Below are 23,631 nucleotides of genomic sequence, written 5' to 3'. Positions count from 1 at the left end.
TTGTCGCCCTTGGGCGCGTCGTCCCTGTCCTGCTTGTCGCCCTTGGGCGCGTCGTCCCTGTCCTGCTTGTCGCCCTTGGGCGCGTCGTCCCTGTCCTGCTTGTCGCCCTTCGGGGCGTCGTCCTTGTCCTGCTTGTCGCCCTTCGGGGCGTCGTCCTTGTCGGATTTGTCGGCCTTCTCGGACTGGTCGCTCTGGGGCTTTGTGGTGTCCTGCTTGTCGGGAGCGGTGACGTCCATGCCGGTGGGGCCGGTCGGGGACTGCTTCTGCTTCTCCTGCTTCTCGAGCAGGACCAGGCGGGCGTTGACGTCGCGCACCAGGGTGGCTCCGGCGTCGGCCACCTGGGCGGGGCGGTGGGTCGCCGGAACCGAAAGGCCGGCGGCGCCCGTCAGCTGGGCGATGCGGGACTCGACGGTCCGCATCTGCTCACCCGCGCGGCCGACCTCGGCGAGCAGCGCGCGGACCAGGGTGGGGTCCATTCCGTCCAGCTTGCCCATGGGCGTCTCCCGTGCTCGTGGTCGCACTCCCCTGGCCGCTCACCGGAGCGGGCTCACCGCCCGCCCGCAGCCATGCTCTCTCGCCACAGCTAGCGACTCAAGAGCAAAGACGCACATCACGGTACTCACGCCACTCGCCGTTACGGCTCAGCGATAGCCAGAGGGCATGATTCCAGGTGGCCCCGCACCGAGCGGCCGGCCCCCGCGCTGAACCGGACCGCGTCCGACGCGAACCTCCCACGAGAACCAGCACGCCTTCACCGGGCCGGGCGCCGGGCGAGCCTCAGCCCTGTGCGCCCGGCCCCTTCCGCTCCGCCTCCACACCCTCGGCCGAACCGCCGGGCGGCTTGCCCGCCCCGGCCTGCCCCGTTCCGGGCTCGCCTGTTCCGGGCTCACCCGTTCCAGCCTGACCCGTTCCGGGCTCACCTGTTCCGGCTTGAGTCGCCCCAGCCGAACCCGTTCGGGGCTCACCCGTCCCTGGCCGGTCGGCCTCCGACCCGCTCGCATCGCCCTGACTCGTCTGGGCCCGGGGCTCCTTGCCCTCCTGCGTCGCCGCCCCACCAGGCTCGGACGGGGCCGGGACGACCTGATCGGCCTCGGCGCCTTCGTCGGCCTTGGACACGCCTTCGGCGGCGCCCGCGGCCCCGGGGACGTCATCGGGCAGGGTGGTGGCGGCTTCGGGAGCCGGCTTGGCCTCGTGAGCGTCTGTCTCGGGTGGGGAGTACGGCTCGGGGGTGGCGTCGGTGGCCACGTAGCCGATCACGCTGCGGAGCTTCTCGACGGGGATGGCGCCCTTGCGGAGCACGCGCGGCACGGGCGTGGTGAGATCGATGATGGTCGAGGGCGTGTCGTCGGCGCACGCGCCGCCGTCGAGATAGACCGCGACCGACTCGCCGAGCTGCTCCTCGGCCTCGGCGGCCGTCGTCGCAGGCGGGGCGCCGCTGCGGTTGGCGCTGCTCACCGCCATCGGGCCGGTCTCCTTGAGCAGTTCGAGCGCGACCGCGTGCAGCGGCATGCGGATCGCGACCGTGCCCTTGGTGTCGCCGAGATCCCAGTTGAGGGACCGGCCGGCCCGGCAGATCAGCGTCAGCGGGCCCGGCCAGAAGTTGTCGATGAGATCTTGGCCGTAGACGCCCAGATCGTCCACCAGGGCGTTCGCCGCCCGCACCGTGCCGACCAGGACGGGCACCGGGACGTCTCGGCCGCGCCCTTTGGCCTCCAGGAGCGCCGCGACCGCGTGCGGCGTGAAGGCGTCGGCACCGATGCCGTAGACGGTGTCGGTGGGGATCACCACCAGCTCGCCCGCGCGAATCGCCGATGCGGCGTCGGCCAGCCCGGCGGCACGCTCCTGCATGTTCGAACAGTCATAACGTCGACTCACGAGTCGAATCCTTCCACGTGCGCCGCACGCTCCGGACCAGGACCCCGCAGCCTGTGGACAACCGTTCCCCATCCCGGCGCGGCGACCCGGACGACCACAGCGGCCGACGCGCGGAGGGAGGCGGAACCGGCGGCGCGCCGGAACCACCGAGACGACCTGCGAACCGAACGCGGAACTCCTACGGCGACGCCGAGCCCGGGAAGCTCACTCGCGGCCGAAGCGGGCGGTGACGAAGCGGTCGCGGCCGGTCAGGTCGGCGTGGGTGCGGGTGTCGCGCCATCCGCGATCTTCGGGGAACACCAGGTAGACGGCCGACCCCTGCTCGTCGGCGTGCTCCACCGCGACCATGCCGCCCGGGCGCAGCAGGCGGCGGGCCGTGCGCTCGACGGCGCGGATCTCGTCCAGACCGTCGGCGCCGGAGCCGTAGAGCGCCCGCGAGGGGTCGTAGTCGCGCACCTCGGGATCGCGCGGCACGGCCCCGGGAGGGATGTAGGGCGGGTTGGAGACCACCAGGTCGACGCGGCCGTCGAGCTCGGGAAGGCAGTCGGCGAGGTCTTCGGGGTGCAGCGACACGCGGCCCTGACCATGCTCGACGATGTTGCGCTTGGCCCAGCCGTACGCCTCGGGATCGACCTCGACCGCGTGCACCTGGGCGAGCGCGACCTCCTGGGCGATGGACAACGCGATGGCCCCCGACCCGGTGCCGAGATCGGCCACCACGGGCGAGGCGACGTCCATCTCACGCAGGCGGTCGATCGCCCAGCCCGCGACGACCTCGGTCTCCGGGCGGGGCACGAAGACCCCGGGGCCGACCTCCAGCGAGAGGTAACGGAAGTAGGCGCGGCCGGTGATGTGCTGAAGAGGCTCGCGTGCCTCGCGCCGCGCGACCCCCTCCCAGAACAGCGCGTCGAACTCGCCGTCGGCCACGGTGTGGAGCTCTCCGCGCCGGACGCCGTGGACGAACGCCGCGATCTCCTCGGCGTCGGTCCGCGGAGAAGGGACCCCGGCCTCGGCGAGCCGGGCGGTGGCCAGCGCTATCTCGTCCATCAGCAAGGTCATGGAAGTTTCGTCAGCTATATCTATGTGGTCGTGGGCGGTACGGCGGTGGGGCCGCTCATGAGTGCGCGGCCAGCTTCTCGGCCATCTCGGCGTCCGTCAGGGCCTGGATGACCGCGGAGAGATCGCCGTCCAGAACCTGGTCGAGGTTGTAGGCCTTGAACCCTACGCGGTGATCGCTGATGCGGTTCTCCGGGTAGTTGTAGGTGCGGACGCGCTCGGAGCGGTCGACCGTGCGCACCTGCGACTTGCGGTCGGCCGAGGCGGCGGCGTCGGCCTCCTCCTGCGCGATCGCGAGCAGCCGGGCGCGAAGAATGCGCATCGCCGACTCCTTGTTCTGGAGCTGGCTCTTCTCGTTCTGGCAGGAGACGACCACGCCGGTCGGCGCGTGCGTGATGCGCACCGCCGAGTCGGTGGTGTTGACGCTCTGCCCGCCCGGGCCGGAGCTGCGGAACACGTCGATCCGCAGGTCGTTGGGGTCGATCTGGACCTCGACCTCCTCGGCCTCCGGGTACACCAGGACGCCGGCCGCGGAGGTGTGGATGCGGCCCTGCGACTCGGTGACCGGCACCCGCTGGACCCGGTGGACGCCGCCCTCGAACTTCAGGTGCGACCAGACGCCGTCGGAGCCCTTGCCCTTCACCGCGACGGTGACGTCCTTGTAGCCGCCGAGGTCGGAGTGCTGGGCATCGATGATCTCGGTCTTCCAGCCCGCCCGCTCGGCGTAGCGGAGGTACATGCGCAGGAGATCGCCGGCGAACAGCGCGGACTCCTCGCCGCCCTCACCCGCCTTGATCTCCATGATGGTGTCCTTGTCGTCGTTGGGGTCGCGCGGGACGAGCAGGTGCCGCAGGCGCTCCTCGAGCGGGGACACGCGGGCCTCCAGCTCGGTCGCCTCGGCGGCGAAACCGGCGTCCTCGTGGGCGAGCTCCCTGGCGGCCGCGAGGTCGTCGCGGACGGCCTCCAGCTCGCGGTAGGTGGACACGATGGGTGTGAGCTGGGCGTACCGCTTGCCCAGCGTGCGCGCCTTGTTCTGGTCGGCGTGCACGGCGGGGTCGGCGAGTTTGAGCTCCAGCTCCGCGTACTCCCCGAGCAACTCGTCGAGTTTCACCGTGCGTCCTTCCTTCCAGGCGAGAAAACGGGATCACACCAAGAACGCCGACCCGGGCGCGCCCCCTGAGCGGGGACGGTTCCGAGCCGGCGTTCCTCGCCCAGCTAGTTGCCGGCCGGCTTCTTGCCGAAACGCTTCTCGAAGCGGGCCACCCGGCCACCGGTGTCGAGGATCTTCTGCTTGCCCGTGTAGAACGGGTGGCAGGCGGAGCAGACGTCCGCGTGGATCACGCCGTTCTTGGCGGTGCTGCGGGTGGTGAAGCTGGCTCCGCAGGCACAGGTCACCTGCGTGGTGGCGTACTGCGGGTGAATGTCGGGCTTCATGTGTATTCCTCTCCTGGCGCGGCCGCCGGGTCGCCCTCGTCTCTCACCGCCCGATGATCGGGCGAGGGGGGGCGGGAACCGGAACCGCCGTTCGTCGGCTACCAGTGTGCCAGATCCTCTAACCACCCCGGCCCGCCACGCATTCCCACGCCGCCCACCGGCGGCGAGGCGGCGGGTTTCCGGCCGCCGGGCCTAGACCCGCCCCAGGTAGGCGAGCACGGCGAGGACCCTGCGGTGGTCGTCCGGGGCCGGATCGAGACCGAGTTTCCCGAAGATGCTGGAGATGTGCTTCTCCACGGCCCCCTCGGTGACGTTGAGGCGCGCGGCGACGGCGTTGTTCGAGCGGCCCTGCGCCATCAGCCCCAGGACCTCCGACTCCCTGGAGGTCAGCGCGTCGAGGGGGTGCCCCCGGCGCCGCCGGCTCAGCAGCTGCTCCACCACCTCGGGGTCGATGACCGTGCCGCCGGCCGCGACCCGCCGGACCGCGTCGAGGAACTCGCCGACGTCGGCGACGCGCTCCTTCAGCAGGTAGCCCACGGCCGCCGCGCCGCGGCCGATCAGCTCGGTCGCGTAACGCTCCTCCACGTACTGGGAGAGCACCAGCACGGGCAGGCCGGGCCGGATGGAGCGGGCGGCCAGCGCCGCCTTGAGCCCCTCGTCGGTGTGGGACGGCGGCATCCGCACGTCCACGACGGCGAGGTCGGGCTCGTGCTCGCGCACCGCGTCGACCAGCCCCGGGCCGTCGCCGGCGGCGGCCACCGTCTCGATGCCGCCGTCGGCGAGCAGCCTGATCAGCCCCTCCCGGAGCAGGACGGAGTCCTCGGCGATCACCACGCGCACCGCGCCCGCCCCCTCAGCCCACCGCCCGGTCACCATTCGTACGGTAGCTCGGCGCGGATCAGCGTGGGCCCGCCTTCGGGGCTCCGGATGATAAGCGCGCCGTCGATGGTGGCGGCGCGGTCGGCCAGGCCGGCCAGCCCGCCGCCCGGGCGCGCCAGCGCGCCGCCCACGCCGTCGTCCCGCACCTCGACGACGACCCGCTCGTCCTCACGGGCCACGCGCACCGACGCCTGGGTGGCCGCCGAGTGCTTGGCCATGTTGGTGAGCGCCTCGGCGACGATGAAGTACGCGATGCTCTCGACCGCGGCCGGCGGCCGGGTGGTGATCTCCACCGTGACCTCCACCCTGACCGGCGCGCGGGCGGCGAGCGCCGACAGGGCGGCGTCCAGCCCCCGGTCGGTGAGGATGGCTGGGTAGATGCCGCGCGCCAGGTCGCGCAGCTCGGTGATGGCCGCCTTGGTGCCCGCGTGCGCCTGCGTGAGCAGCTCCCGGGCCTCCTCGGGGTCGGAGTCGAACTTGGAGCGGGCCCTGCCCAGATCGAGGACGACCGCCAGCAGCCGTTGCTGGGCCCCGTCGTGCAGGTCGCGCTCGATTCTGCGCCGCTCGGCCTCGGCCGCGTCCACGCCTCTGGCCCGGCTCGCCCGCAGGTGGGTGACCCGCTCCTCGTCGCCGGCTCCGAGCAGCGCCACCGCCAGCAGCCCGTGCAGCCAGCCCATGGCACGCACGACGTAGAGCGTGACGATCGTGAGCAGCGCACCGACCAGCACCCACGGCAGCGACTCGGGGATGGTGTCGATCACCAGCCGCTCGGTGATCGACGTCGGAACACCCAGCAGCACCAGGATCGGCTGACCGAGGAGACCGGCCGAGCAGATCCACAGGACCACCGTCACCCCGGCCTCGACCATGCCCAGCGGGAACAGCAGGAGCAGGTAGCCGAGATCCTTCCAGGTGGCCGGGTCGCGGAACAGCCAGCCGAGCTGGCTCATCACCCCCGAGATCGGCCGCGGCCGGTACGGGTCCGGGATGGCGACGCCCAGGGCCAGCCGCAGGAGGCGGCGCTCAAGCATCGCTCCCGCGCGCCATAGGAGCATCGTGAGCACCAGCAGCGGCAGGCCGACCCACACCCCGAAGAGCACCAGCGAGACCGGGACGGTCACCGCCAGCACGACGAACCACACGAATCCGGTGACGGACGCCAAGATCAGGTAGGGGGCGGTGCGCCACGTCATCGGGTCGACCAGCAGGCCCAGCGGCCCTCGGGGGCCGAACGGCACACGTAGTCGTAACGGTGCGCGCCCCGGTGCCGCCGCCTCGGCAGTCATGCTTCCCCTCCCGTCGAGCCCTCACCCGGGCGCGTTCGGTGGAACCGCTGAGACCGTGACGTGGGCCGGACGGCTTGAAGCCTGCCAAGCCCGCGCGCCCGGCGCCATGGGGCGGGCGCCAGTGCCCGGGGGTGGGGGTAGCCCCACCCCCGGGCATGACAGAAGGGCGAGGCCCACGGCCCCGCCCTTCCGCCGGGCCCGCGCCGGGCGCGGGCCCTCATGCGTCGATGCCGCCCTCGCGCTAGTCGCGCTCGGAGCTGACCGTCGTCTTCTGCACCTGCAGCAGGAACTCCGCGTTGGACTGGGTCTCCCGCATCTTCTCCAGGAGCAGCTCAAGCGCCTGCTGCATGTCGAGCGCGTGCAGCACCCGGCGCAGCTTCCAGACGATCTGCAGCTCGTCCTTGGACATCAGGATCTCTTCCTTGCGGGTGCCGGACGCGTCGACGTCCACCGCGGGGAAGATGCGCTTGTCGGCCAGGGAGCGGTTGAGCTTCAGCTCGGCGTTGCCGGTGCCCTTGAACTCCTCGAAGATGACCTCGTCCATCTTGGAGCCGGTCTCCACCAGCGCCGTGGCGAGGATCGTCAGCGAGCCGCCGTTCTCGATGTTGCGGGCGGCGCCGAAGAAGCGCTTGGGCGGGTACAGCGCGGTGGAGTCGACACCACCGGACAGGATGCGTCCGGACGCCGGGGCCGCCAGGTTGTAGGCGCGGCCGAGGCGGGTGATGGAGTCGAGCAGCACCACGACGTCGTGGCCCAGCTCCACCAGGCGCTTCGCGCGCTCGATGGCGAGCTCGGCGACGGTGGTGTGGTCCTCGGCGGGGCGGTCGAAGGTCGAGTGGATGACCTCGCCCTTCACCGACCGCTGCATGTCGGTGACCTCTTCGGGACGCTCGTCGACCAGGACGACCATCAGGTGGCACTCGGGGTTGTTCCTGGTGATCGCGTTGGCGATCGACTGCAGCACCATCGTCTTGCCGGCCTTGGGCGGGGAGACGATGAGGCCGCGCTGACCCTTGCCGATCGGGGCGACCAGGTCGATGATCCTGGTCGTCAGGATGTTGGGGTCGGTCTCCAGGCGCAGCCGCTCCTGCGGGTACAGCGGGGTGAGCTTGGAGAAGTCGGGACGGTTGCGCCCCTGCTCGGGATCCATGCCGTTGACGGTGTCGAGCCGCACGAGCGCGTTGAACTTCTCGCGCCGCTCGCCGTCGCGGGGCTGGCGCACGGCGCCGGTGATGACGTCGCCCTTACGCAGGTTGTTGCGGCGGATCTGCGCCAGCGAGACGTAGACGTCGTTGGCGCCCGGCAGGTAGCCGCTGGTGCGCACGAACGCGTAGTTGTCGAGGATGTCGAGGATTCCGGCGATCGGGATGAGGACGTCGTCGTCGCCGATCACGGGCTCGTTGCTGTCGAAGCGGTCGCGGCCCCGGCGGTTGCGCTCCCTGAACCGGCCGCGGCGGCCACGACGGTCGTCGTCGCCCTGCGGGTCGCGGGACTGGTCGCCGCGGGACTGGTCGCCGCGCGACTGCTCGCGCACCTGGTCGCGGCCCTGGTCGCGCACCTGGTCGCGGCTCTGCTCACGACCCTGGTCGCGGTCGCGGCCCTGCTCACGGCGGGCGTCGCCGGCGTCGGCGGCGCGCTGCTCCGGACGGCTGTTGTCGTTGCGGTTGTCGGGGCGGTTGTCCCCGCGGTCGCGACGGTCGCCGCGTCCGCGGCGCTCCCCGCGCTCGCGGCGGGACTCGCCGCGCTCGGGCCTGCCCTCGGCCTGACCGGGGTCGGCGGCGGGAGCGGAAGCCGCGGCGGGAGGTGCGGAGACGGCGGCGGGAGCCTGCTCGACGGGCGGCGCCTCCACGACGGGGGCGCGCTCCTCGCGGGGCTCTACGACGGCCTCGACCGGCGCGGGACGGGAACGTTCCCTGCGCGTGCGGGCGGGGCGCTCGGCCACCGGCTCGGCGGTCGCCACGGGCGCCGCGACGGGAGTGGGCTCAGCGGGTGCGGAGGAGGGCGCGCCTTCGGAGGCCACGCCCTGCTTCTCCTGGATGGCCGCGATGAGCTGGCTCTTGCGCATGCGCCCGATCCCGCTGATGCCGAGGCTCGACGCGAGAGCCTGCAGCTCAGGGAGCACCATGGCGGACAGGCCGGTGCCGGAGCGACGGCGCGGCCGGGCCGCGGCACGGGTGGGGGTGTCGCCGGCGGTCGGCGGCACTGCGCCGGAGGCGTCGGAGAGGAGTTCGGTGGTGTCGCTCAACTAAAAGGTCCTTCCCAGGGGTCGGGCGCCGGCCATGATCAGCGAGGCGTCCCGGTGGTTCGACCCGGCGGGACAGACCGGGTCGGGCTGGACGAATTTCCAAGGTGTCGGGAAGCCGGTGCGTCGAACCGGCACAGAGCCGTCACCGTAGAGATTCGCGAGCCGTTGGGGGCCCGGGGGTCGCCCCCCGGCTGGTTACCGCCGCCCAGATGTCGATGTGATTCGAACGCGCATGTCCCCGATTACGCCGCTTCTCGACGCGCCAACCGGATGTGGACCAACCGGAGGCGATGGATTCGGGAAGCCCGCTGTGCGGCTCACGTCTTGCGACGAGAGGCGCGACCCAGCGATGTATGGCTGACAAGCACGCACCCGCAACGGGGGCATCTGGTGCGGCTATCAGCCTAACATCACCAGCGCACACTGCTATTCCTTGAGGGTCGAAGATGCATCAGCGTGTCTCGGGAAAATGACGCGCGCACCAGACTGGTCGACGTCCAATGGCTGGATGTGCCAGTCACTACCCGCTTTCGACGCGATCAAATCATGGGTATCCGCTGCTCCGAGCGCCAGCACCGTGGGCCCGGCCCCCGACACGACGGCGGGAACCCCCGCCTCGCGGAGACGTTGTACCAGCTCCGCGGTCCGCGGCATGGCAGGCGCGCGGTAGGCCTGGTGCAGTCGGTCTTCCGTGGCGGCGAGCAACAGCCCCATCTCGGGCCGCTGGGTAAGGGCCGCGATGAGCAGGGCCGCGCGTCCGGCGTTCGCCGCGGCGTCGGCATGCGGCACGTCCTTCGGCAGGAGCCCGCGCGCCTCCTCGGTGGAGAGCCGGGTTCTCGGCACACACACCACTGGTCGGACGCCCCCATGCGGGCTCAACTTCAGCTTACTCGGATTTCCCGACAAGTCGCTCCATGCGATGGTAAGGCCGCCAAAGAGACAGGGGGCGACGTTGTCGGGGTGCCCCTCCATCTCGGTGGCCAGGGCGAACACCTCGTCGTCGGACAGCCCGGGGGCCGCCAGGGCACGGGCGGCGAGGATGCCGGCGCAGATCGCCGCCGAGGAGGAGCCGAGGCCGCGCGCGTGCGGGATGCGGTTGAGGCACCGCAGGCGCAGGCCTGTCGGCTGCGGCACGCCCGCCCGCTCGAAGGTGGCGCGCATCGCCCTGATGATCAGATGGCCCTCGCCGGTGTCGAGCTCCCCCGCGCCCTCGCCCTCGACGCCGACCTCGACGGCGGGCGCGCCGGCCGGCTCGAAGACACTCGCCTCGACCTCGTCGTACAGGCACAGCGCCAGGCCGAGGGAGTCGAAGCCCGGGCCGAGGTTGGCGCTGGTCGCGGGCACGCGAACGACGACGGTGCTGCTGGATGACATTCGTACCTCGGTTCGGTGCGGGCGTCGCGGCGGGTCAGGCGAGTTCGAGGGCGCCGGCGGCGGCGAAGGCGTCGACGGGGATCGTCACCGGTGTCGGGGCACCGGAGATCGCCCAGTCGGGATCCTTTAGGCCGTTGCCGGTGACCGTGCACACCACACGCCGCCCCGGGGTGACCAGGCCCTGCTCGTGGGCCTGGAGCAGGCCCGCCACGCTCGCGGCCGAGGCCAGCTCGACGAACACGCCCTCCTCTTGGGCCAGCAGCTTGTACGCGGCGGCGATGCGGCGGTCGGTGACGGCCTGGATGACGCCGCCGGACTCGTCGCGCGCGGCTTCGGCGAGCTTCCAGGAGGCCGGGTTGCCGATGCGGATGGCCGTGGCGATCGTGTGCGGGTGGGTGACGGGGGCGCCGTTGACGATGGGCGCGGCGCCGCTGGCCTGGAACCCGAGCATGCGCGGGGTCTGGGTGGCGACGCCGTCGGCGGCATACTCGCGGTATCCCATCCAGTACGCCGAGATGTTGCCGGCGTTGCCGACCGGGATGCAGTGGATGTCGGGCGCGTCGCCCAGGGCGTCGACGATCTCGAAGGCCGCGGTCTTCTGGCCCTGCAGGCGGTGGGGGTTGACGGAGTTGACCAGCGCGATGGGGTAGTTCTCCGCGAGCTTCCGCGTCATGTCGAGGCAGTCGTCGAACGAGCCGTCGACCTGGATGAGCTTGGCGCCGTGCACGAGCGCCTGCGCCAGCTTGCCCATGGCGATCTTGCCCCGGGGCACGAGGACCGCGCAGGTGAGCCCGGCGCGAACGGCGTAGGCCGCGGCGGAGGCGCTGGTGTTGCCGGTGGAGGCGCAGATGACCGCCTTAGCGCCCATTTCGAGCGACTTGCTGATGGCGACGGTCATGCCGCGGTCTTTGAAGCTGCCCGTGGGGTTGAGGCCCTCGACCTTCAGGTGGACCTCACAGCCCGTGAGATCGGAGAGGCGCCTCGCGGGGACCAGCGGCGTGCCGCCTTCGAGCAGGGTGACCACGGGGGTCGTGGCGGTCACGGGAAGCCGGTCACGGTACTCCTCGATCAGCCCACGCCATGCCCTCAACATCGCTGCTCCTCCCGCGCCCGGCCCGGCGTGACGCGTTCTCGACGGCGCGTAACTCGCCGGTCCACGACCAGCGGTATCAGATCCCGAGTCTACGGCCGCCACCGCCCCCGCCGTTCCGTTGTCCACAGGATGGAACCCGGCCGGGCGCCGAGGGGTCGTCCCAGCACTCACACGAAGCTCCCAGATTCCTTGTATAGGGTCGAATCGCCGGCCGCGAACGATGCGAAAAGGACATCGATCATCTCGACCTCCCCCCCACGGGCGGAGCCGGAGGCCACCCGCCTCCGCGAGGCCGGAGGTCCGTGGGGGAGGTGTGGACTTGCTTCTCATGGCTGAAACCAGGAGCTCCGGCTCCAGCGGACGGGAGCCTGGCGGCGTGCACGACCGGCCCAGGCTCCGCCACAACGACTACTCGCCGCTCGTCCCTCCCCCGCTCGGGGGCTGGACGCCCACCCTGACGGTCAGCGTGGTCGTCCCCGCGCACGGCGCGCAGCACCGCCTCGACCTGACGCTCGCCGCGCTCGCCGCGCAGACCTACCCGTCGGGCCTCATGGAGGTCGTCGTCGTGGACGACGGCAGCCGGCCGCCGCTGCGCCTGCCGGAGATCCGCCCCGAGCGCACCCGCCTGGTGCGGGCCGCGCCGGGCGGGTGGGGGGCCTCGCACGCCCTCAACAGCGGCGTCACGCTCGCCGAGGGGGACGTCGTCCAGCGGCTGGACGCCGACATGGTCACCGGCCGCGAGCACATCGAGGCCCTGATGCGCTGGCACCACCTGGCCGACTACCTGGTGACGATCGGCGCCAAGAGCTTCGTCGAGGAGCCCGAGCTGACGCCCGCCCAGGTGCACGCGGGCGTGCGCGCGGGCGCGCTGGACACGCTGTTCGACCTGGAGCGGGCGGTGCCGAGCTCCACCGAGGCGACCATCCGGCGCCTCGACGGGCTGCGGGCGAGCAAGAACCCCTACCACGTGGCCACCGGGCCGACCGTGTCGTTCCGCCGCGCCCTGTTCCACCGGCTCGGCGGGTTCGACACCGACGTGCTGCGGGGCCAGGACACCGAGTTCGCCTACCGGCTGGCCATGAGCGGCGCCGTCTTCGTCCCCGACCCGGAGGCCCGCGCCGTCCACCTGGGCCTGCCCGCGCAGCGGGTCGACGGCGACGCGATCGTTCGCGTGGTCTCCCCGTTCCTGGCCCACCGCGTGCCGCTCCGCCGCGACCTGCGCAAGGAGCCGGGCCGGCGCTGGAAGGTGCCGTACGTGGAGGTCGTCCTGGACGCCGCCGGCCGCGGCGAGCCCGAGGTGCGGGCGGCGGTGAGCGCGGCGCTGAGCGGCAGCGTCCCAGACGTGCGGGTCACGCTCACCGGCCCCTGGGCCGAGCTGCCCGCGGGCCGTCACCCCCTGCTGGGCGACCCCGGCTTCGAGGCCCGCCTGATCCGCGAGCAGTTCCAGTACGACGACGCCGTCCACCTGGTCTCCACCCCCGCGCCCGACGCCGCGCCGGTCCCGTTCCGCTACACCGGCCCGGTCGACGTGCCGCTGGGACGCCGTTCCCTGGAGCTGATGATCAAGGCGGTCACCGAGGACCGCTCGGGGCTGCTGCTGGTCGGCCTGCCCGGCGGCCGGACGGCCCGCCTGGAGCGCACCGACGCCGTGAACCGCGCCCGCCTGCTCGCCGGCCCCGGCGAGGACCTGACCGAGGTCGTCGCCCAGACCCACGGCGTGCGCCGGGCCCAGGCAGCCGAGTTCTGGCCTCCCGCCCCCCAGCGCGGCGACGCCGCCTCTTCGGCCCGCCGCGCGGCGGCGGCGCCGCAGGACCAGCCCGCGGCCGGGCGGGGCGGCACGGCCCCGCAGGCCCCGGGCCCGGCGAGCGCAGCCCCGGCGTCGTCGCGATCGGCCCGGGACGCGCTGATGAGCCGGCTGCGATCGGCCATCGGCGGACGCTGACCGCCGGTCGCCGCCGGCGGCGGCGTCGCGTGGCCCCTCCGGCGGATCGATCGTCAGGGACTCTCGGTGCCCGGCGCCACGGGCTCGCCGTCGGCGCCCGGCGGGCGGGCGCGCCTGGCGGAGATCTTCTTGATCGCCGCGCGGAGCCGGCCCGCCTTCAGGGCGGCCACCTCGCGGCGCAGGGTGCCGACCTCGCGGCGCAGGTCGACGGCCGACTTGCGCCAGCGCCCTGACTCCTCGCGCCACTTGGCCACCTGGCCGCGCAGGCGCTCGGCCTCCTTGGTCAGCCGGACGACCTCGGCCTCGGTCTCCAGACGGGCGCGGTAGGCCGCCCTGCGCCCCTTGCCCGGGGCCGCCTCGGAGGCGGGGACGAAGCCCCAGGTCTCGCCGTCGGTCCACAGGCTGCCGTAGACGTCGTCGACGACGTCGTCCAGGGTGTCGCCGCGCCCGGCGACCAGCGCCGCGCGGGCGAAGGCGGCGCGGCGCTCCAGCCGGGCGGCGACCACGCCGCCGGCGCCCTCGGCGAGCAGCACCTCCACCAGGCCGTGCTCGCCGTCCACCGCGAGGTCGAGCAGCCGGGCCAGGGTGTCCTCCCCCGGCACCCAGCCGGCAGGCAGCCGCAGGCGGAACGGCGCCAGGCGCCCGGTCTCGGCCGGCGTGGCGCGCACGCGCCCCTCGTGGGCGTAGTGGGCGTGGATGAGCGTGAGGTCGAGGTGGGGGTCCTTGAGCGGCGCCCGCCGTTCGGGGACGAGGGTGTCCCAGGGGCCGACCAGCAGCACCGAGACGTCGGGCACGGTGCCGGCGAGCACGGCGTCCACGGTGGCGCGGGTGTCCTCGTAGCCGGCGGCCTCGACGACGACCTCCAGGTAGGGCACCTTCCACTGCCGGGTGGGATGGGTGCGCAGCCACCGGTACTGCGGGACGCGGTCGCCGATCGTGGCGTGGCTGACGCGGTCGATGAGCTGCTTGTCGCGCATGCGCATCGACGGCCCCAGGTGGTAGCCGCGGGCGCGCGGCTCGGGGACGAAGACGGCGCCGGCCTGGGCCAGCCGGTACCCCATCTCGGTGTCCTGCCCGAGGACCAGGTCCTCGTCCATGGGGCCGGCGTCGTCCAGGAGTCGCCGGCTCACCGAGGTGGCGCCGCCGACGTGCAGGCTGAAGGCGCGGTTGGCCGCCCGGGTCAGGCCGTTGGTGCGCTCCACCAGGTCGACGAGCCACTCGTGGGGCTCGGCGGGCTCGAACAGCTCGGCGAGGTCGGCGGCTTCGGCCACGGCCTCCGGGCCGGGCGGCGTGCGGGCGGTGAAGCGAAGGTAGCCGGTGACCACCAGGTAGGGGGCCAGGTGGTGCCAGCGCATGTGCGCCTCGACCTCGTGCCGGTCGGGGACGACGTCGGAGTCGAGCCAGTGCACGACCTCGCCCTCGGCGGCGGCCAGGCCGGCGTTTCGGGCGTCGGCCCGGCCGGGCGTGTCGCACACGACCAGCCGGGTGCGCCGGGGACGCAGCTCCGGCAGGCGCAGGGGCGGGCTGCTGCCGTTGTCGACGACCACGACGTCCATGAGCCCGGCCGGGTAGCTCTGGACGGCGAGGCCGGCGAGCACCAGGTCGAGCTTGTCGTGGCCGTTGTAGGCGGGGACGACCACGCTGACCGTCAGGCCGGGCGTCCAGGACCCGAGCTCTGGAGGGTCGAGCACGGTGTAGTCGTTGGCGCGGATCAGGGGGGTCATGAGGCTTCCAGGATCAGGCTCGGGCGGAAGCCGCGCCACTGGTTCGCCGCGACGCGTATGAAGTGGGCCAGCGGAAGCCGCCAGGTGTGGTCTTCGGCCAGCGAGCGGCGCAGTACGTATCCGAGGCCCTGGGTGCGGTAGATGCGGCCGCCGGCCGCGTGGGCGGCCTTGAGGAAGTGGGAGTCCACCCCGCGCGCCACCTGCCCAAAGCCCCCTATTTCGTGAAATTTCGCCCGAGCAACGAAGATCGTACCGCCCGCGACGTGGTCGGACCACACCTCGCTGGTGTAGTCGGTGCGCCGGACGGTGAGGTCGAGCGGCTCCAGGTAGAAGAACTCGGCGGCGGTGCCGACGATGTCGGCGCCGGAGTAGTCGCGGGCCATGATCAGGTCGCCGAGGTGCTCCGGGGAGTACCAGTCGTCGTCGTCCCACTTGGCGATCTCGTCGCCGGCCGCCCTGGACGCCACCTCGTTCAGCACCGCGCCGAACGGCGTGGCCGCCTCGGCCTCGACGACGGTGATCGGGAGCGGGAAGGCGTCCAAGGCCCGGCGCACGTCGTCGTGCGAGGCCGGCACGCCGTGCAGGCCGAGCAGGACCTCGGCCTCGACGTGCCGCTGCCGCGCGATCTGGGCGAGCGCCGACCCGAGCAGGTGCGGCCGCTTGCTGCACATCACCACGCTGACCTTGGGCGCGGCGGCCGGACGCCCGGCCCGCGCGCCGTGGCGCCGCAGCCGCACGCTGTGCTCCTCCCTGCGCAGGTCGCCCACCGAGCGGAGGGACGCCTCGGCCGGGCCCGGCGCCCACGAGGTGAGCAGCCCGGCCAGCTCGGGATCGGCCTCCTTCACCCAGGCCGGCGCATCGGCGGCGTACAGCGGGACCCCGGCGGCGGCCAGCGGGAGCAGCGTCTCGATGACGCCCGCCGGAGACCCGGGCCAGCACACCCGCAGCCCGTCGAACGAGCGCAGCCGCGCCACCGCGGCGGCCGTCGGCGGCGCGCCAGACGGCTCGCCGGCGAGCACGGGCCGCCCTCCGTCGAAGGAGAGGTCGGCGGACCCTCCGGTGGGCGTGCGCACGTAACCGAGCGGGGTGGCGGCACCCTCGGACGACACCCGTCACCTCCTGCCAGGCCGATAGGCGCAGGTCAGTGGTTGTCCTCGCCTTCCACACGCATCACACTCGGCACGTCTCTGACGATGTCGAGCTCGCGCAGGCCCTCTATTGTGGCCGACAGCGCGGAGTCGGCGGCCCGGTGGGTCACGAGCACGAGCTGTGCCTCGTCGCCGTGCCCCTCCTGGCGCACGGTCTGGATGGACACGTCCTGCTTGGCGAACATGTCGGCGACCCTGGCGAGCACGCCGGGCTTGTCGGCGACGTCCAGCGACACGTGGTAGCGCGTGACGGTCTCGCCCATCGGGTGGACGCGAAGGTCGGCGTAGGTGGACTCCTGCGGCCCGTGGGTGCCCGCCAGCCGGTTGCGCGCCACGGCCACCAGGTCGCCCAGCACGGCCGAGGCGGTCGGCGCGCCGCCCGCGCCCTTGCCGTAGAACATGAGCTGCCCGCCGGACTCGGCCTCCACGAACACCGCGTTGTAGGCCTCGCGCACGCCCGCGAGCGGGTGGCTCCTCGGGATCATGGCCGGGTGCACCCGCACCCCGACCGAGCCGCCGCCGTCGGAGCGCGCGCAGATCGCCAGCAGCTTGATGACGTACCCCATCGCCTTGGCGCTGGCGACGTCGGTCGCGGTGATCTCGGTGATGCCCTCGCGGTGGACGTCGGCCGCCGTCACCCGCGTGTGGAACGCCAGGCCGGCCAGGATGGCGGCCTTGGCGGCGGCGTCGAAGCCCTCGACGTCGGCGGTCGGGTCGGCCTCGGCGTACCCGAGGGACTGGGCCTCGTCGAGGGCGTCGACGAACGAGGCGCCGCTGGTGTCCATCTTGTCGAGGATGTAGTTCGTGGTGCCGTTGACGATGCCGAGCACGCGGTGCACGCGGTCGCCGGCCAGCGACTCGCGCAGCGGGCGGAGCAGCGGGATCGCCCCGGCCACGCTGGCCTCGTAGTAGAGGTCGGCGCCGTGCTCCTTGGCGGCGCCGTGGATGACGGCGCCGTCCTGCGCGAGCAGGGCCTTGTTGGCGGTGACGACCGACTTGCCACCCGCCATGGCCGCCAGGATGAGCGACCGGGCCGGCTCGATGCCGCCGATCACCTCGATGACGATGTCGACGTCGTCGCGGGTGACCAGCCCCTCGGCGTCGGTGGTGAGCAGGGCGGGGTCGACGTCGCTGTCGCGCTTGCGGCCGAGCCGCCTGACGGCCACCCCGGCGAGCTCCAGCGGCGCGCCGATGCGGGCGGCGAGATCGTCGGCCTGCTCGTGCATGAGCCGCACGACCTGCGACCCGACGACGCCACAGCCCAGCAGCGCGACCTTGAGCGGCCCCTCGGAGCGCCCGGTTCCCAGGCGCTCGTGCCTGCCCCGCCGTTCGGCCGCGGCCGCTCCGGCGGCGCCCGGCTCCGCGGAGCCCCCAGGGGCGACGGGTTTCACACTTGCCCCCTCAAGAGGTCTTCCTCGGTGTCGCGCTGCATGATCACCCGTGACTCGCCGTCCTTGACCGCGACCACGGCGGGCCGGGGCAGGTAGTTGTAGTTGTGCGCGAGCGACCGGCAGTAGGCGCCCGTCGCCGGGACCACCAGCAGGTCTCCGGGCACGACGTCCCCCGGCAGCCAGACGTCGCGGACGACGATGTCGCCGCTCTCGCAGTGCTTGCCGACCACCCGCGACAGCGCGGGCGGGGCGTCGCTGACCCGCGACGCCAGCACGCAGGTGTACTCGGCCGCGTACAGGGCGGTGCGCAGGTTGTCGCTCATGCCGCCGTCGACGCTGACGTAGGAGCGGATGCCCTCGACGTCCTTGACCGTGCCGACCTCGTAGACCGTGACGCCGCCGGGGCCGACGATGCCCCGGCCGGGCTCGACGGTCAGGCGCGGCACCGGCAGCCCGGCGTCCTCGCAGACCCGGGCGACGATCTGGCGCAGGTTGTCGGCCACGATCTTGATGTCGGGCGGGTCGTCGCCCTCGACGTAGGCGATGCCGTACCCGCCGCCGAGGTCGAGCTCGGGCAGGATGACGCCGTGCTCCTCCTTGACCTGGGTCAGCAGCACCGCCAGGCGGCGGGCCGCGACCTCGAAGCCGGCGGTGTCGAAGATCTGCGAGCCGATGTGGGAGTGCAGGCCGACCAGCTCGAGCTGGGGCAGCGCCAGCACGCGGCGGACGGCCTCGGCCGCCGCGCCGCTGTTGAGGGACAGGCCGAACTTCTGGTCGTCGTGCGCGGTCGCGATGAACTCGTGCGTGTGCGCCTCGACGCCGGTGGTGATGCGGATCTGCACCTTGGCCCGCACGCCCAGCTCGTCGGCGAGATAGCCGACGCGCGCGATCTCGTCGAAGGAGTCGACGACGATGCGGCCCACACCGGCGCGCAGGGCGCGCTCCAGCTCGGCGTACGACTTGTTGTTGCCGTGCAGGGCGATGCGCTCGGGCGGGAAGCCGACGCTCAGCGCCACGGCGAGCTCGCCGGCGCTGCAGACGTCGAGGCCCAGGCCCTCCTGGTCGACCCAGCGGGCGACCTCCTTGCACAGGAACGCCTTGCCCGCGTAGTAGACGTCGTCGCCGGCGAACGCGGCCTTGTAGTCGCGCGCGCGGGACCGGAAGTCGGCCTCGTCGACGACGTACAGGGGCGTGCCGTACTCACGGGCGAGGTCTCTGACGTCCACGCCGGCGATCGTCACCGCGCCGTCGGCGCGGCCGGACGTTCGCGGCCAGATGGACGGCACGAGCGTATTGAGATCGGCGGGAGCCCGGGGAGGCCGCTCTTCAGGCATTACCTCGGCGTGGCGGTCACCAGCGGGATGGGCGAATCGGCTCACCCGAACGAGGCTATCCGACCCTCTGATCCCCCCGCGCCCGTTGCCCACCCTGCGAGACGGCCAACAGAAAGATCTCCCCGGCGCCCCGTCCCACGATGCGCCCGTTGTGATCGTTCGCCGCTTTTCGATCACCCTCCGTATGGGCGTTCGACTCCCCGCGACCGGACCCGATGGCCGGGCCCGATGCCCGGACCGGATGGCCGGATCCGGCGACCAGGCCGATGATCGAATCCGACGACCGGGCCCGGTGACCGGGCCGGGCGATCAGATCCTCGCCGGGGGCGGGACGCCGAGCGCCGCCATGCCCTCGGCGAGCACCTCGCGCACGGCTCGCGCCGTCCACACCCGCGCAACGTGGGTCGCGGACGGCGCCTCGTCCCCGCGCGGCAGCGCCGGAGCCCGCTCGAACGCGTCGTGGTAGGCCGCCGCCAGCCGCTCCAGGTAGGCCTGCCAGCCCGGGTCCCGGCTCTCCCGCCTGCTGGGCAGCTCCGCCAGCACCCGCAGCACCGCCCGGTCGGTCGCGTCCGCCAGCAGCTCCGGCCGGAACCCGGCGGCCCCCTCCACGCCGAGCTCACGAGCCCAGCGGGCGACGTCCCCGGCCCGCACGTACGCGTACCTGACGGCGAACCCGGGGTTGCTCCAGGTGCGCGGGAAGTCCGGCCAGGGGCCGCCCCGCTCCTCCCCCTCATCTGCGGAGCCCACCCCTGCCGCCCCCGTGCCGACGCCCGTCCCGTCCGCCTCGCGCGCCCGCTCCCCCGCGCCCGCGCGCGTGAGGATCTCCCGCACGATCTCCCCCGGCACGGCGACCTCGATCACCAGCAGCCCGTCCGCCCGGACGTCCACCTTCCGGACGCCGGGCACGGCGCGCACCCGCGCCGCCAGTTCCCCCGCCCCGCTCGCGCCGTCACCGGCCGCCGCCGACGAGACGAACGCCGCCGTCCGACCCCAGCCGCCGCGCGGCACCGGGGCCGCCCCGAGCGCCGCCGTCAGCGCCTCCACGCACATGCCCGCAGGATAGAGGCCGGGCCGGGGTGTCCGCCGTCCCGCTCGGGGGCCGATCTCGCCGGGCTACAGGGTGATGTCGAGGGCGAGGGCGAGCGGCCCGAAGTCGGAGGCGTACCCCGTGGTGGCGTCCCCCGCGTGGTGCAGGCCGATGATCTCGTTGGCCTCGTTGACCACCACGGAGCCGGAGTCCCCGGAGTTGGACCAGATGCCGTCGGGGTTCAGGCTCGCGTCGTCGATGACGTCGATGGCGATCTGCCCCAGCATCCACCACTGGAAGGCGCCGTTGGAGTCCCACACCGCGTAGCTGCCGAACAGGCCGACGACCGTGCCGAAGGTGAGCAGCGTGCGGTGGCCGCGCTTGCGCACGGTCTCGCCGAGGCGCGCGGTGCCGATGCCGGTGACCGTGCCGATCTCGGCGATCTCGCCGACGCTCGCGCCCCGCCCCTCGTCGATCGAGCAGACCGCCGCGTCCCAGAAGCCGGACACGCCGCCGCTGCCCGGCGACGGGAACAGGGCCGGGGTGTCGGGGAACCGCCAGCGCAGCAGGGTGCCGAGGCGCTCTGCGGTCGGCGGCGGGTCGGTGGTGGGCGCCGGCTGCTGGATCACGTCGCCGACGGCGAACCCGCCGCTCGTGATGTCGCCGAGCAGCACGTGGGCGTTGCTGATCGCGACCGGTTCGCCGGAGAACCCGTCCCGGAGGACGCAGCCGAGCGTTCCGGTGGTGGCGAGCCCGCCCACGATCTCCCGGCGGCCCAGCTGGATCCCGCCGAGCACGGGGGCGTGCTTGCCGGCGTCCGGGGTGACGGCCTCGGTGATCGGCGTCCCGGCCACCAGGATGACCGGGAAGCCGGCGAAGCTGCCGGGCAGCCCGCCCGGCGGGTCGTCCGGGTCGGTGACCAGCAGGCGGATGGCGGGCTCGCCGAACGGGTCGAGCCCGATGTCCATGCCGTTCACGCCGTCGAGCGGCAGCACTTCGGCCCCGAGGGCGGGAAGGGCGTCCACCATTTCCTGGGGTATGTCCATTTCGCACCTGTCTCGTGTAGGTCGTTGGGATGGGCGGGGCCCGGCTCACCGCGGGCGCAGGTCCTCCACCTCGATGGACACCGCGCGGTCGTTCCAGTCGGCGGGCAGTTCGACGACGTCGCCGAGGAACTCGGTGGACGCGCCGGTGAACCCGGGCCCGTCCCAGAGCCGGACGAGCATTCCCGACGGGATGAGCAGCGCGCCCAGGTGCCCGGCGCCCAGCGGCGTGCCGCCGAGGTCGGGGTAGCGGCCCGGCTTGAGCACCAGGGCGCGGAGCGTCCACGCGAAGTCGAGCGCCACGATGTGGTCGACCCGCGGGGGCTGGCCGGCCGCCGGGAAGATCACGAGCGAGGAGATGCGGTCGTTCCAGTCCATCGGCACGGCCGGCACGTCGGTGGTGAAGTCGATGAACGCGCCCTGGAACCAGGCGTGCTCGTACGCCCTGACCGCGAGACCCTCCGGCACCTTCAGCGAGCTGATCTGGTCGTTGCCGACGAGGATCTGGCTCTTGGCGTCGTCGTACCAGCCGGGCGCGAGCACCTGCTTGCGGCCGGGGATGCCCTGCCACGGCTCCATCTGGTAGTCGGCGTGCGTGTAGATCTCCACCTGCGCGCTGGAGTGCAGCAGCCGTTCGGGGATCGCCAGGCCGTCGGGCAGGACCAGCGGGAAGAACTCGGTGTCCCCGGCCCCGTGGGAGATGACGCGCCGCACGTGGCGGTCGAGCGCGTTGAGCTGCTCGGTGATCGCGCGGCTCCAGCCGTTCAGCACCGCCGAGGCCGGCGGCGACTTGAAGTACTCCGGATGCAGCAGCACCAGCTCGATGTCGTTGCGGATGGTCATGATCTGCAGCCGCTTGCGCATGCAGTCCTCCAGGACCTCACGCGCCTGCTCGATGTCGAACGGGCTCGGCTGGTCGGGGAACACGAGCGTCTCGTACGACGCCGCCTGCACCGAGTACGCCTTCGGGCTCTGCTGGACCGCGGTGGCGAACGTCCGCAGCCGTTCCATGACCGTCTCGATGGTGCCGGTGTAGGAGACCTGCTCGCCCGACCCGCCGCGCTGGTAGGTGGTCACCCTGATCTCGGACCGCTGACGCAGGGAGGAGATCTTCGTCTGCAGGTCGGAGTTGATCGAGCCGCCCGCCACGATGCCGTCGAACCCCGCCTTGAGCGCGACGCCCAGCGACCGCTGGTCCTCCTGGCTCTGCGACGTGATCGACAGCACCGCGACGTACTCGCCGCCGCTCTTCACCCCCCGGATGAACAGGTCGCCGTACCGCTTGCGGAACGTCTCCTGCTCGCCCTTGCGGACCAGCTCCTTGGCGTCCTCGACGGGAGTGGGGGCCTCGACGCGGGTGAACGCGTTCTGGATGTCGGCGCGCGCCATGAGGAACGTCGACTGGGAGTTGAACTTGGACTCCTCCGCGAACTTGAACTTGCCCTCGCCGCTGAACAGCCCGTACCTGCCTTCGGCGCTGACGCTGATGCCGAGCGACTCGTACATCTGCTCGCTGGAGTAGATGAGCGCCGTGTCGTACCGCGCCTCCATGCCGGAGTCGCCGTCCGCCGACACCACTCCCCCATAGGTCACCGCGGCCAACGACCCGACCGCCCCCGTGAGATCGTTCAGCCCCAGCCCCAGGGCCATCCCATCCATGAATGGGACCGTGCGCTGCGTATCTGCCATACCCCGAGGCAACCGCACCCCCGCCCAAGACCACATGAGTAAGGCCCTACTCACTCCCCGGCCGGGACCCGCTCCCCGGCCTGTGGGAAGGCTCCCCGTCTCGCAAGTGGGCCTCGCTACGCTCGGGCTGTTCTCCTAACCCCGAAGACAGACCCGTCCTGCCGACGAAGCCCGCAGCGCTTCGATACGCCGGGAACGAGGCCCGATCAAGGACAGCGGAAGATCACCCAGTCCGCCCGTCATCACTGGGCCTGTGGTCTCCCGCCGAGCAGATTCTTCTCCCAGAGCTCACCCAGCGGATACAGCGCCAGCCAGTCGTGCAGTCGTCCAGGATCGAGGCGATCGAAGGTGGACGAGTCACCCAGACCGCTCGACCACGACGAGGTCGTCCAGCGCGAACTGGTTCGTCAGCGTCACGGACTGGGTTGCGATGAGGACCTGGCGATCGCGTGAGGCGGCTCGCGACATGTCGGCCAGGTGGACGGTGGCGTAGGGGTGCAGGCCCAGTTCGGGCTCGTCCAGCACCACGAGGTGGGGGAGGCCTGGCAGGGTGAGCAGCTATGTAACTGGCGTACTCCGTTGGCAGGTCGCCATACGCCTGCCACCAGCCCTTCTTCCGGGCGTCCCGGGCGAGGTCGACGATCTCGTCACGCCGGTTCGCCGGAGGAGTTGGGATGAGGCCGAGCGGGCGGCGGCAGACCAGGTGGATCAGACGGAGCCCGCGTGGGCCGTCTGGTACGGCGTCGGCAGCCGTCGGTTTCATGCCATCGCCACGTGGCCGACGCCCGTTCCCGTGACCGTGGTGGCCCGTTCGGTCGACGAACTACGGGTGTCGATGCGCGAGGCGGAGTTCGTGGGCTCGCCGGTTGGAAACGTCGGTGCGCGACCGACGCCCCTTCACGGAGCACGCCGATCCCCCGCACCCCTTTCGGAAGGAGTCTCGATGACCGCGCCCCCTGACGGGCTTCGCACCGTGGCATGGGACGTTCCGCACGACCTGGCGGTCATCAGCGATGTTCGAGGCAGAGTCAGGGAGAGGCCCATCGGCTGGGGGCTCGAAATCCTGGTCGACGACGTCGTCCTCGTGGTCG

17 protein-coding genes and 2 pseudogenes are annotated in these 23,631 nt (G+C 72.6%); 1 reads left to right on the top strand and 18 read right to left on the bottom strand.

The genetic code is table 11. The features are described from left to right. The 10 genes and pseudogenes from PYR91_RS22035 to thrC all read right to left on the bottom strand — a co-directional run. Positions 1-494 (bottom strand): annotated as a pseudogene (locus PYR91_RS22035) (hypothetical protein); the annotation flags it as partial. A 748-nt stretch (positions 495-1,242) separates the two neighbouring features. Beyond that, positions 1,243-1,875 (bottom strand): annotated as a pseudogene (locus PYR91_RS22030) (L-threonylcarbamoyladenylate synthase); the annotation flags it as partial. A gap of 204 nt (positions 1,876-2,079) precedes the next feature. Further along, positions 2,080-2,934: a peptide chain release factor N(5)-glutamine methyltransferase gene (gene prmC / locus PYR91_RS22025; RefSeq protein ID WP_279782340.1), complete on the bottom strand. Its 855-nt coding sequence runs from the start codon at positions 2,932-2,934 to the stop codon at positions 2,080-2,082. Between the two features lie 55 nt (positions 2,935-2,989). Then, the gene (prfA, locus tag PYR91_RS22020) at positions 2,990-4,042 is read right to left on the bottom strand and encodes a peptide chain release factor 1 (protein ID WP_279782338.1); all 1,053 of its coding nucleotides are present in this window, start codon (positions 4,040-4,042) and stop codon (positions 2,990-2,992) included. A 104-nt stretch (positions 4,043-4,146) separates the two neighbouring features. Further along, positions 4,147-4,365, bottom strand: a complete 219-nt coding sequence (rpmE, locus tag PYR91_RS22015; RefSeq protein ID WP_279782337.1) for a 50S ribosomal protein L31 — start codon at positions 4,363-4,365, stop codon at positions 4,147-4,149. 192 nt (positions 4,366-4,557) lie between these two features. After that, the gene (locus tag PYR91_RS22010) at positions 4,558-5,205 is read right to left on the bottom strand and encodes a response regulator transcription factor (protein WP_279782354.1); all 648 of its coding nucleotides are present in this window, start codon (positions 5,203-5,205) and stop codon (positions 4,558-4,560) included. Positions 5,206-5,234: 29 nt separating this feature from the next. Continuing rightward, positions 5,235-6,530, bottom strand: coding sequence for a sensor histidine kinase (locus tag PYR91_RS22005; protein ID WP_279782335.1), 1,296 nt, complete (start codon positions 6,528-6,530; stop codon positions 5,235-5,237). A gap of 241 nt (positions 6,531-6,771) precedes the next feature. Then, a complete protein-coding gene (gene rho / locus PYR91_RS22000) occupies positions 6,772-8,775 on the bottom strand; it encodes a transcription termination factor Rho (protein ID WP_279782333.1) in 2,004 nt (667 codons plus the stop codon). A gap of 426 nt (positions 8,776-9,201) precedes the next feature. Next, entirely contained in the window at positions 9,202-10,149 is a 948-nt protein-coding gene (gene thrB, locus PYR91_RS21995) for a homoserine kinase (RefSeq protein WP_279782332.1), read from the bottom strand. 34 nt (positions 10,150-10,183) lie between these two features. Continuing rightward, positions 10,184-11,242, bottom strand: a complete 1,059-nt coding sequence (gene thrC / locus PYR91_RS21990; protein WP_279782331.1) for a threonine synthase — start codon at positions 11,240-11,242, stop codon at positions 10,184-10,186. A 328-nt stretch (positions 11,243-11,570) separates the two neighbouring features. Here thrC and PYR91_RS21985 point away from each other — a divergent pair, with 328 nt between their 5' ends. Further along, the gene (locus PYR91_RS21985; protein ID WP_279782330.1) at positions 11,571-13,184 is read left to right on the top strand and encodes a glycosyltransferase; all 1,614 of its coding nucleotides are present in this window, start codon (positions 11,571-11,573) and stop codon (positions 13,182-13,184) included. Positions 13,185-13,237: 53 nt separating this feature from the next. On the opposite strand, the gene PYR91_RS21980 is transcribed toward PYR91_RS21985, so the two are convergent. The 8 genes from PYR91_RS21980 to PYR91_RS21945 form a co-directional block, all read right to left on the bottom strand. After that, positions 13,238-14,908, bottom strand: a complete 1,671-nt coding sequence (locus tag PYR91_RS21980; RefSeq protein ID WP_279782329.1) for a glycosyltransferase family 2 protein — start codon at positions 14,906-14,908, stop codon at positions 13,238-13,240. Then, the gene (locus tag PYR91_RS21975; RefSeq protein WP_279782328.1) at positions 14,905-16,017 is read right to left on the bottom strand and encodes a glycosyltransferase; all 1,113 of its coding nucleotides are present in this window, start codon (positions 16,015-16,017) and stop codon (positions 14,905-14,907) included. The genes PYR91_RS21980 and PYR91_RS21975 overlap by 4 nt, the downstream gene beginning before the upstream one ends. Positions 16,018-16,049: 32 nt before the next feature. Further along, complete coding sequence (locus PYR91_RS21970) at positions 16,050-17,363, bottom strand: homoserine dehydrogenase (protein WP_279782353.1); 1,314 nt, start codon at positions 17,361-17,363, stop codon at positions 16,050-16,052. Positions 17,364-17,443: 80 nt separating this feature from the next. Further along, on the bottom strand, positions 17,444-18,826 hold the full coding sequence (gene lysA, locus PYR91_RS21965; RefSeq protein ID WP_279782326.1) for a diaminopimelate decarboxylase: 1,383 nt from the start codon (positions 18,824-18,826) through the stop codon (positions 17,444-17,446). Between the two features lie 264 nt (positions 18,827-19,090). After that, entirely contained in the window at positions 19,091-19,831 is a 741-nt protein-coding gene (locus PYR91_RS21960; RefSeq protein ID WP_279782324.1) for a DALR anticodon-binding domain-containing protein, read from the bottom strand. A 63-nt stretch (positions 19,832-19,894) separates the two neighbouring features. Beyond that, positions 19,895-20,854 (bottom strand): hypothetical protein, encoded by a 960-nt coding sequence (locus PYR91_RS21955; protein WP_279782323.1) that lies wholly within the window; start codon positions 20,852-20,854, stop codon positions 19,895-19,897. Positions 20,855-20,899: 45 nt separating this feature from the next. Continuing rightward, positions 20,900-22,510: a peptidase inhibitor family I36 protein gene (locus tag PYR91_RS21950; protein WP_279782321.1), complete on the bottom strand. Its 1,611-nt coding sequence runs from the start codon at positions 22,508-22,510 to the stop codon at positions 20,900-20,902. A 387-nt stretch (positions 22,511-22,897) separates the two neighbouring features. Further along, positions 22,898-23,068, bottom strand: coding sequence for an AAA family ATPase (locus tag PYR91_RS21945; RefSeq protein WP_279782319.1), 171 nt, complete (start codon positions 23,066-23,068; stop codon positions 22,898-22,900). Between the last annotated feature and the right edge of the window lie 563 nt (positions 23,069-23,631).

Origin of the sequence: Sphaerisporangium sp. TRM90804 (assembly GCF_029846175.1) — a bacterium.
In the GTDB taxonomy this organism is placed as follows: Bacteria; Actinomycetota; Actinomycetes; order Streptosporangiales; family Streptosporangiaceae; genus Sphaerisporangium.
Note: the sequence above shows the minus strand (reverse complement) of the source record. Positions and strands in the feature narration are given on the sequence as shown.